The sequence below is a fragment of the Stenotrophomonas sp. HMWF023 genome (assembly GCF_003060985.1).
Taxonomy (GTDB): domain Bacteria; phylum Pseudomonadota; class Gammaproteobacteria; order Xanthomonadales; family Xanthomonadaceae; genus Stenotrophomonas; species Stenotrophomonas lactitubi.
On sequence record NZ_QAIJ01000272.1, the window covers coordinates 10,231 to 20,558 of the forward strand.

Consider the following 10,328-nt stretch of genomic DNA (forward strand, 5'->3'; position numbering starts at 1 on the left):
ACCTGGCGAAGATGGGCCTGCCGGAAGAGGACTTCAATTCCTACGCCACCCACCGCGGCGACCACCTGACCGCGCAGCGTGCCACCTTCGCCAACCCGAAGCTGTTCAACGAAATGGTGCGCAACGAAGACGGCAGCGTGAAGCAGGGCTCGCTGGCGCGCGTGGAACCGGAAGGCAAGGTCATGCGCATGTGGGAGGCGATCGAGACCTACATGGAGCGCAAGCAGCCGCTGATCATCATCGCCGGTGCCGACTACGGACAGGGCAGTTCGCGTGACTGGGCCGCCAAGGGCGTGCGCCTGGCCGGTGTGGAGGCGATCGTTGCCGAAGGCTTCGAGCGTATCCATCGCACCAACCTGATCGGCATGGGCGTGCTGCCACTGGAGTTCAAGCCGGGTACCACCCGCCTGACTCTGGGCATCGATGGCACCGAGACCTTCGACGTGATTGGTGAGCGGACGCCGCGCGCCGAGTTGCGCGTGGTCATCCACCGCCGCGACGGCCAGGACGTGATCGTGCCGGTCACCTGCCGCCTGGACAGCGACGAGGAAGTGGCGATCTACGAGGCAGGTGGTGTGCTGCAGCGCTTCGCCCAGGACTTCCTGGAAGGCGCCAAGGTGGCGTGAGACATCCGACGGCCCGGCAACGGGCCGTCTTTCATTGTAAGGAACCGATCCATGACCTTCCTCCCGCAACTCCGTATTCCTGCCACCTACATGCGTGGCGGCACCAGCAAGGGCGTGTTCTTCCGCCTGCAGGACCTGCCCGAAGCCGCACAGGTGCCGGGCGCCGCGCGTGATGCGCTGCTGATGCGCGTGATCGGTTCGCCCGACCCGTATGGCAAGCAGACCGACGGTATGGGCGGCGCGACGTCCAGCACCAGCAAGTGCGTGATCATTTCCACCGCTTCGGTGCCCGACCACGACGTGGATTACCTGTATGGCCAGGTGTCGATCGACACGGCATTCGTGGACTGGAGCGGCAACTGCGGCAATCTCAGCACCGCCGTCGGCCCGTTCGCCATCGCCAACGGCCTGATCCATCCGTCGCGGGTACCGCGCGATGGCCTGTGCACCGTGCGTATCTGGCAGGCCAACATCGGCAAGACGATCATCGCCCACGTGCCGATGCGCGATGGTGAAGTGCAGGAGATCGGCGATTTCGAGCTGGATGGTGTGACCTTCCCGGCCGCAGAGATCCAGCTGGAATTCATCGACCCGTCCGACGATGGCGACGCTGGCGCGATGTTCCCCACCGGCAACCTGGTCGATACGCTGGACGTGCCGGGCGTGGGCAGTTTCGAGGTGACGATGATCACTGCCGGCATCCCGACCATCTTCCTCAACGCTGCCGACCTCGGTTACACCGGCACCGAACTGCAGCCGGCGATCAATGAAGACAAGGCGGCGCTGGAGCGCTTCGAGAAGATCCGTGCCTATGGCGCCTTGCGCATGGGCCTGATCCAGGCGCTGGAAGATGCGGCCACCCGCCAGCACACGCCGAAGGTGGCTTTCGTCGCCCCCGCGCAGGACTACGTGTCGTCCAGCGGCAAGGAGATTCCGGCTGCGGACATTGATCTGCATGCACGCGCGCTGTCGATGGGCAAGCTTCACCACGCGATGATGGGCACCGCTGCAGTGGCGATCGGTACCGCCGCGGCAATCCCCGGCACGCTGGTCAATCGTGCGGCCGGTGGCGGTGAACGTGAAGCGGTGACCTTCGGTCATCCCTCCGGCACGTTGCGTGTGGGTGCGCAGGCGGCGCTCGTTGACGGTCAGTGGACGGTATCCAAGGCCATCATGAGCCGCAGTGCCCGCGTGCTGATGGAAGGCAAGGTGCGGGTGCCGGCTAGGTGATGCTCTGGTAGTCGCCAACCAAGGTTGGCGACTACCGGGCCGCGGAGACCGATTGCTTTGGTAGATGCCAACCTTGGTTGGCATGGTGCACGGGTAACCGTGCACCCCAACGAGGAGACCCACGATGTCCAGCAGCCACACCCCATCCAACACGCGTGCAGCCTGGGATGCGCTGCTGGTGGACGTCGTCGACTACGTGCGTGACACCCGCATTGATTCGCCGCAGGCGTTCCAGACCGCGCATCACTGCCTGCTCGACACGCTTGGCTGCGGGCTGGAGGCGCTGTCCTTCCCCGCCTGCAGCAAGCTGCTGGGACCGCTGGTGCCGGGCATCAGCGTGGCCAATGGCGCGCGTGTCCCTGGCACCAACTTCGTACTCGATCCGGTGCAGGCGGCCTTCAACATCGGCGCGATGGTGCGCTGGCTGGATTTCAACGACACCTGGCTGGCCGCCGAATGGGGCCACCCCTCGGACAACCTGGGTGGCATCCTTGCCGTAGCCGACTGGCTCGGCCGCAATGCGGCCGCGTTGCGACGCCCGCCACCGACCGTGCACGACGTGCTGCTGGCGATGATCAAAGCGCACGAGATCCAGGGCGTGTTGGCGCTGGAGAACTCCTTCAACCGCGTTGGCCTGGACCACGTGCTGCTGGTCAAGGTGGCCACCACCGCCGTCGTCGCGCAGATGCTCGGGTTGGACCGCGAGCGCATGCTCAGCGCGGTGTCGCTGGCCTGGGTGGATGGGCAGGCGCTGCGCACTTACCGGCATGCGCCCAACACCGGCTCGCGCAAGAGCTGGGCAGCCGGTGACGCGACCAGCCGTGGCGTGCGCCTGGCGCTGATGGCCGCCACCGGCGAGATGGGCTACCCCAGCGTGCTCAGTGCACCGACCTGGGGCTTCGAGGCGGTATCGATGCATGGCCAGGCGCTGACCCTCGGCCGCCCTTTCGGCAGCTACGTGATGGAGAACGTGTTGTTCAAGATCAGTTTCCCGGCCGAGTTCCACGGGCAGACGGCGGTGGAGGCAGCGGTCCTGCTGCACCACCAGCTGCGCGCGTTGGGGCGGAAGGTCGAGGACATCGAGCACATCGCGATCCGTACCCAGCAAGCCTGCATCCGCATCATCGACAAGCAGGGACCGCTGCATAACCCCGCAGACCGCGATCACTGCGTGCAGTACATGGTCGCCATCGCGTTGCTGCATGGACGGCTGGTGGCCGAGGACTACGAGGACGACATGGCGGCCGATCCGCGCATCGACGCACTGCGGGCGAAGATGGCCTGCCATGAAGACCCGCAGCTCAGCGCCGACTACCTGGACCCGGACAAGCGCAGCATTGCCAACGGCCTGAGCGTGCGTTTCAGTGATGGCAGCGCGCTGCCGGAGGTGCTGGTGGAGTACCCGCTGGGCCACGCGCGCCGGCGCGAAGAGGGTATTCCGCTGCTGATGGACAAGTTCCGCCGGCACCTGGCACACCGCTTCCCGACTGCCCAGCAGCAGCGCATCCTGGCCGCCTCGCTGGACCCGGTCGCGCTGGCGGCGATGCCGGTGACCGACTATGTGGACCTGTACCTGCCGGGGTAGGGCGGGGCCCGTTCCGATGCTCCACCGGGCACCCGCGCTGGACCTGCTCTGGTAGATGCCAACCTTGGTTGGCACAAGGCGGGCAGCAGGCGCGTGACGGACAGCGCCAACCAAGGTTGGCAACTACCGGGTTTCCGGACCTGTTGTGGTGGGTGCCAACCTCGGTTGGCACAACGTCGGCAGGGGGAGGCACAGCGCCAACCAAGGTTGGCGACTACCGGGTTTCCGTTGCCGGGTGCCCGGCGTCAACGCCTTGACGCGGCGGCCCTATAATGGGCACCTCGATCAAGGAGTGACGACATGAGCGGTCCGGCACGGCGGATGCGGTGGGGGTGGGCGGCGGCGCTCTTGGCAGGCAGCCTGTTGGCAGGCCTGGCCGGTTGTCGCAACGACAGCGGGCAGCTGCCCAAGGCCAGCGGCGAGGCCATCGCCACCAAGGCCGAGCAGGTGAAGGAGTTCACCCTGCTGCGTGCCTACCCGGACCAGAAAAGTGAAGGCCTGTCGCTGGCGCTGGAGTTCTCGCGCCCGCTGGTCGGCACCCAGGACTTCGACAAGCTGGTGCGCTTCGAAGAGAAGGTCGGCAACGATGACAGCAGCTGGACCCTGTCCGATGACGGCCTGACCCTGCGCTATCCCTTTGTCGAAGCCGGCAAGGAATTCAGCCTGGGGGTCTCGCCGGACCTGCTGGCCGCCGATGGCAGTCGCCTGGGCAAGGAACTGAAGCAGAAGGTGTTCAGCGGCGAGCTGAAGCCGGTGGCCGGTTTCGCCTCGCAGGGCAGCGTGCTGCCGGCCAAGGACAGCCGTGGCCTGCCGGTGGTGTCGGTGAACGTGCCGGAAGTCGATGTCGAGTTCCTGCGCGTGCGCGAAAAGGACCTGCCGACCTTCTTCAGCCAGTACCAGCGCGGCGGTCGCCGTGGCAGCTGGGAACTGAGCAGCGACTACGAGCGCAGCCCGATCAACAAGCTGGCCGAGCCGGTCTACGTCAACCGCTTCATTCTGGGTGGCAAGCAGAACGAGCGGGTGCTGACCTACCTGCCGACCCAGGACATCAAGGAGCTGCAGGAGCCGGGGCTGTATTTCGCCCTGCTCAAGCGCACCGGTGACTACGAGGGCGAGTTCGATACCGCCTTCTTCTCGGTCAGCGACATCGGCCTGCACACCCGTGCCTACAAGGACAAGCTGTTCGTACACACCGCCGCGCTGAAGGACGGTGCATCGCTGAAGGGCATCGACCTGCGCGTGCTCGATGCCAAGGGTGAGGTGGTGCTGAAGGGCAGCACCGACAGCAACGGCAATGCGCTGCTGAACTACACCCTGGATGCCACCCACGTGCTGGTCGCCAGCAGCGGCAAGGACACCAGCTTCCTGCCCTTCAACCAGCCCGCGCTGGACCTGAGCGAGTTCGCCGTGGCCGGCCGTGACAACGCCTGGTTCGATGTCTACGCCTGGTCGGGCCGCGACCTGTACCGCCCGGGTGAGACGGTGCGCCTGTCCGCGCTGCTCCGCGACAACGACGGCAAGCCGGTGAAGAGCCAGCCGGTGTTCCTGCGCCTGAAGCAGCCCGACGGCAAGACCTTCCGCGAAACCCGCGTGCAACCGGGCGAACAGGGCTACATCAATTTCGAGCAGACCATTCCCGCCGAGGCGCCGACCGGGCGCTGGCAGGTTGAGTTCCGCACCGACCCGGCCAGCAAGGAAGCGATCCAGGGCATGACCCTGCGCATCGAGGAGTTCCTGCCCGAGCGCATGAAGCTGGACCTGGACAGTGCCCAGAAAACGCTGAAGCCGGGCGAAGACCTGCGTCTGCAGGCCAACGGTGCCTATCTGTATGGTGCCCCGGCCGATGGCAACCGCTTCACCGCGCGCATGGCGGTGGCCGCCGAACAGAAGCCGGTTGAGGGGCTGCCGGGTTACTTCTTCGGCGACCCGACCCTGCAGCTGCCGCGCGAAGCCAAGGATGTGATCGATACCACGCTGCCGGCCAATGGCCAGCTGCGCGAAGACGTGTCGTTGCCGGAAGAAGCGACCAAGGCGAAAGCGCCGATCGCGGTGGTGCTGTCCGGCAGCCTGTATGAAACCGGTGGCCGCACGGTCACCCGCACCCTGAAGCGGGTGGTGTGGCCGGCTGCCGCGCTGGTCGGTGTGCGCCCGTTGTTCAATCCGGACGACGGCGCTGATTCCAACGGCAACGCGCGCTTTGAACTGATGCGCGTGGATGCGGACGGCAAGCCGCAGCCAGCCAAGGGCCTGAAGATCACCCTGGTGCGCGAGCTGCGCGACTACCACTGGACCTTCAACGACAACCGCTGGGATTACGATTTCACCCGCCGTTTCGAAAACAAGGAAACCCGTACCGTCGATGCCGGCGGCAGCGCGGTCGCCTTCGACTTCCCGGTGGAGTGGGGTGAGTACCGGGTGGACGTGTTCGATCCGTCCACCGGCCTGACCAGCCGCTATCCGTTCCGCGCCGGCTGGAGCTGGGGCGATGACAACCGTGGCCTCGATGCCCGCCCGGACAAGGTCAAGCTGGGCCTGGACAAGACCGGCTACAAGGCCGGCGATACCCTGGAAGTGACGGTGACCCCGCCGCACGCCGGCAAGGGCGTGTTGATGGTCGAGACCGACCGCATGCTGTACGTGCAGGACATCGACGCCAAGCCCGGTGCCACCTACAAGATCCCGGTCACTGCCGATTGGGAGCGCCACGACGTGTACATCACCGCGCTGGTGTTCCGCGGTGGCAGTGCGCCGAGCAAGATCACCCCGGCCCGCGCGGTGGGCGTGGTGCACGTGCCGATGGACCGCAAGGGCCGCACCGTGGCCGTCGGCCTGGTCGCACCCAAGCAGATGCGACCGGAGCAGGACCTGCCGGTGACGGTCAGCGCACCGCAGCTGGCCGGCAAAACCGCGCACGTCACTGTTTCGGCGGTGGACGTGGGCATTCTCAACATCACCCGCTTCCCGGTGCCCGATGCCGGCGCACACTTTTTTGCCCAGCGTCGCCTTGGCATCGATGCCTATGACATCTACAGCCGGGTGATCGAGAGCTTCGACGGCAGCAGTGGCAAGTTGAAGTTCGGTGGCGACATGGCGCTGCAGGCGTTGCCGCAGGCCAAGCGGCCGACCGCGCGCGTGCAGACCGTGGACCTGTTCTCCGGCCCGGTGCAGCTCGATGCCAAGGGCATTGCCCGCATCCGTCTGAAGGTGCCGGACTTCAATGGCACCCTGCGCGTGTCGGCGCTGGTCTACAGCGATGACCAGTACGGCAAGCGCGATGTGGAAACCATCGTGCGCGCGCCGATCCTGGCGGAGGCCAGCATGCCGCGCGTGCTCGCCCCGGGTGACCGCAGTACGGTGACCCTGGACGTGCAGAACTTCACCGGCAAGCCGGGTCAGTTCAACGTGCGCGTGGACAGCGAAGGCCCACTCAGCCTGAGCGAGGGCACCCGCAGCGTGCAGCTCAATGCCGATGCCAAGACCACGTTGAGCTTCCCGTTGTCGGCGCGCGAGGGCCACAGCGTGGCCAAGGTGCGCGTGCGTGTGGATGGCAACGGCTTCAAGGCCGACCGTCGCTACGACCTGCCGGTGCGCGCGGCGTGGCCGCAGGTGCTGCGCTCGCAGGTGCGTACGCTCGATCCGCTGGCTGCGGTGAGCCTGGATGGCAGCCTGATGGACGGGCTGATGTCCGAATCGGTCAATGCCCGCCTGCTGGTCAGCCCGCTGCCGCCGATCCCGTTCGCCAGCGCGCTGCAGGGCGCACTGAACTACCCGTACGGCTGCGCCGAACAGACCACCAGCAAGGGCTACGCCGCGCTGATCCTGGATCAGGCCACGTCATCCATGCTCGGCGCTGATGGCCTGGACGCGAAGACCCGTCGCGAGCGCATGGAAGGTGCGTTCGGTCGCCTGGCGTCGATGCAGGTGGCCAACGGCAACTTCTCGATGTGGGGTGACGACGGCTACGTGAACCCGTGGCTGACGCCGTACATCGCCGAGTTCCTGCTCGATGCCAAGGACGGTGGTTTTGCGGTGCCGGACAACGTGCTGCAGAAGGCGCTGAACCGCCTGAGCGAAGACCTGCTGTCCGGTGGCAACCAGTTCTATGGCCAGGAAAAACGCGAAAGCCTGAAGTTCGCCAACCAGGCGTACTCGGGTTACGTGCTGGCCCGCGTCAACCGCGCGCCGCTGGGTACTCTGCGTACGCTGTACGACAACGAACGCAGCAAGGCTGTGGGTGGCCTGTCGCTGGTGCACCTGGGTGTGGCGCTGTCGCTGCAGGGCGATGCCAAGCGTGGCCAGGCAGCTCTTGCGGCCGGCTTCGCCAAGTCCAGCAGCGAGCGCCCCTCGTACTACGGCGACTACGGCAGTGCCGTACGTGACGACGCGCTGATGATCGCGCTGACCCACGAAAACAAGCTGGCCAAGCCGGCATGGGATGCACGCGCGGTCGATCTTGGCCGCGGCCTGGATGCGCGCCGCAACAGTGGCTGGATGTGGCTGAGCACGCAGGAACAGGTGGCCATCGCCCGCCTCGGCAAGGCGTTGGCTGCCAACCAGAAGGCACTGGTGGCCGGTGAGCTGGTGATTGGTGGCAGCGCCGAGGCCATCGGCGAGCGCAAGCTGTTTGGCCGCAACTTCGACGCAGGGCAGCTGGCCGCGGGCGTGCGCTTCACGCCGCAGGGGCAGCCGCCGATGTTCGCCAGCATCGATGTGGCCGGCATTCCGCGCAGTGCACCGGCGCCGGACAACAGCGTGATCGGCGTGGAGCGCAGTTACTTCGGCACCGATGGCAAGCCGTGGTCGCCGCGTCCGCTGAAGGAGGGCGAAGCGCTGATCGTGCGCGTCACCGTCACCGCCGACAGCGAGATGCCCGATGCGTTGCTGACCGACCTGCTGCCGGCGGGCCTGGAGATCGAGAACCTCAACCTCGGCGATGCCAAGCAGTGGGCCGATGTGGTGGTGGATGGCATCACCATCAGCGACCGCAGCGAAGCGGCCGATACCAAGCACGAGGAGTTCCGCGATGACCGCTACGTGGCGGCGCTGAAGCTCTCGCGTGGCAGCAAGGCCAATGTGTTCTATCTGGTGCGTGCGGTCACCCCGGGTACCTACACCGTGCCGCCGCCGCTGGTGGAGGACATGTACCGGCCGCAGCTGCGTGGCGTCGGCCGCAGCAACCCGACCACGTTGACGGTGGTACAGCCGTGATCGTGCGGACGGGCCGCGACGGCGCGGCCCGTCCCACAGGATGCCGTGGATGAAGGTGGGATCTCTGAAAACGCGGCTGCCGCGCCTGCGGCAGCGGCTGCAACCACTATGGCCCTGGCTGCGCTGGGGCACGGCTGCATTGCTGGTGCTGTTGCTGGTGCTGGATTTCGTCTTTCCGCCACCGTTGCCGAAGCAGCGCGATACCAGCACGCTGGTGGTTGCCGCTGACGGCAGTCCGTTGCGTGCGTTCGCCGACGCCGAGGGCGTGTGGCGCTATCCGGCGTCGGTCGACAGCGTTTCGCCGCTGTACCTGCAGGCGCTGCTGACCTACGAGGATCGCTGGTTCTGGCAGCACCCGGGCATCAATCCGTTGGCGATCCTGCGTGCCAGCGGCCAGTTGCTGCGCGGTGGACGCATTGTCTCCGGCGGCTCGACCCTGACCATGCAGGTGGCGCGCATTCTGGATCCGCATACGCGCACCCCTTGGGGCAAGCTGAAGCAGATGCTGCGTGCGGTGCAGCTGGAAGTGCACCTGTCCAAGCGCGAGATCCTCGCGTTGTACCTGGAGCGCGCGCCCTACGGTGGCACCATCGAGGGCGTGGAAGCGGCCAGCTGGGCCTATCTGGGCAAACCGGCCGCGCAGCTTTCGCATGCCGAAGCCGCACTGCTGGCGGTACTGCCGCAGGCCCCCAGCCGTTTGCGCCCGGATCGCCATCCTGAAGCGGCACAGAAGGCGCGCGACAAGGTGCTGGCGCGCATGGCCGAGCTCGGCGCGTGGACGCCGGACGAAGTGGAAGATGCGCGCATCGAGAACGTGGTTGCACGCTCGCTGCGTCCGCCGCTGCACGCCGCACTGCTGGCGCAGCGCCTGCATTCGGCGCAGCCGGGCAAGGCGCGGATCCAGAGCAGCATCGACATCGGCCTGCAGCGCACCCTTGAAGAGCGCGTGGCCAGCTATTTCTCCACGCTGCCCGAGCGCACCTCGGCAGCGCTGCTGGTGGTCGACAACCAGACCCTGCAGGCGCGTGCCTACGTTGGCACGCTGTCGTTCGGTGATCGGCAACGGCTGGGTCACGTGGACATGGTGCAGGCATGGCGTTCCCCGGGCTCCACGCTGAAGCCGTTCCTGTACGCGATGGCACTCGATGATGGCCTGATCCATTCCGAGAGCCTGCTGGTGGATGCTCCGCAGAGTTTCGGCAATTACCGGCCAGGCAACTTCGACATGGCCTTCAACGGACCGATCAGCGCCGCCAGTGCCTTGCGTCTGTCGCTGAACGTGCCGTCGGTGGACCTGCTGCAGCGGGTGGGCGCCGCACGCTTTGCCGCGCGCCTGTCGCACGCCGGCATCCAGCTGCGCTTTCCGCCGGGCAGCTCACCGAATCTGTCGCTGATTCTTGGCGGCACCGGCGCGCGCCTGGAAGATCTGGTCGGTGCGTTTGCCGCACTCAATCGCAACGGCACTGCCGGCCGCGTGCGCTACACCGATGACGAACCGATGATCGAACGGCGGCTGGCGTCGCCCGGTGCCAGCTGGATCGTGCGCGAGATGCTGGAATCGAACCCGCGCCCGGGTTACGGCGTTGGCACGTTCGATATTGGCGGGCGGCCGCGCGTGGCCTGGAAGACCGGCACCAGCTATGGCTACCGCGATGCGTGGGCGATCGGCAGTACCCGCC

General features: G+C 66.7%; 3 protein-coding genes and 2 pseudogenes. All 5 read left to right on the plus strand.

Features of this window, described 5'->3' with window-relative positions:
• Positions 1–626: pseudogene (locus DBR20_RS23295) on the plus strand (Fe/S-dependent 2-methylisocitrate dehydratase AcnD); the annotation flags it as partial.
• A 51-nt stretch (positions 627–677) separates the two neighbouring features.
• Complete coding sequence (gene prpF / locus DBR20_RS15530; RefSeq protein ID WP_108266791.1) at positions 678–1,856, plus strand: 2-methylaconitate cis-trans isomerase PrpF; 1,179 nt, start codon at positions 678–680, stop codon at positions 1,854–1,856.
• 124 nt (positions 1,857–1,980) lie between these two features.
• Entirely contained in the window at positions 1,981–3,441 is a 1,461-nt protein-coding gene (locus DBR20_RS15535) for a bifunctional 2-methylcitrate dehydratase/aconitate hydratase (RefSeq protein WP_108266792.1), read from the plus strand.
• Between the two features lie 321 nt (positions 3,442–3,762).
• Complete coding sequence (locus tag DBR20_RS15540) at positions 3,763–8,649, plus strand: alpha-2-macroglobulin (protein ID WP_258223388.1); 4,887 nt, start codon at positions 3,763–3,765, stop codon at positions 8,647–8,649.
• A 118-nt stretch (positions 8,650–8,767) separates the two neighbouring features.
• Positions 8,768–10,328, plus strand: a pseudogene (pbpC, locus tag DBR20_RS15545) (penicillin-binding protein 1C); the annotation flags it as partial.

Bases quoted from the DNA above. Each gene is read 5' to 3' on its own strand.
- DBR20_RS15535 (WP_108266792.1), top strand. From the start codon at position 1,981: ATGTCCAGCAGCCACACCCCATCCAACACGCGTGCAGCCTGGGATGCG.
- prpF (WP_108266791.1), top strand. From the start codon at position 678: ATGACCTTCCTCCCGCAACTCCGTATTCCTGCCACCTACATGCGTGGC.
- DBR20_RS15540 (WP_258223388.1), top strand. From the start codon at position 3,763: ATGCGGTGGGGGTGGGCGGCGGCGCTCTTGGCAGGCAGCCTGTTGGCA.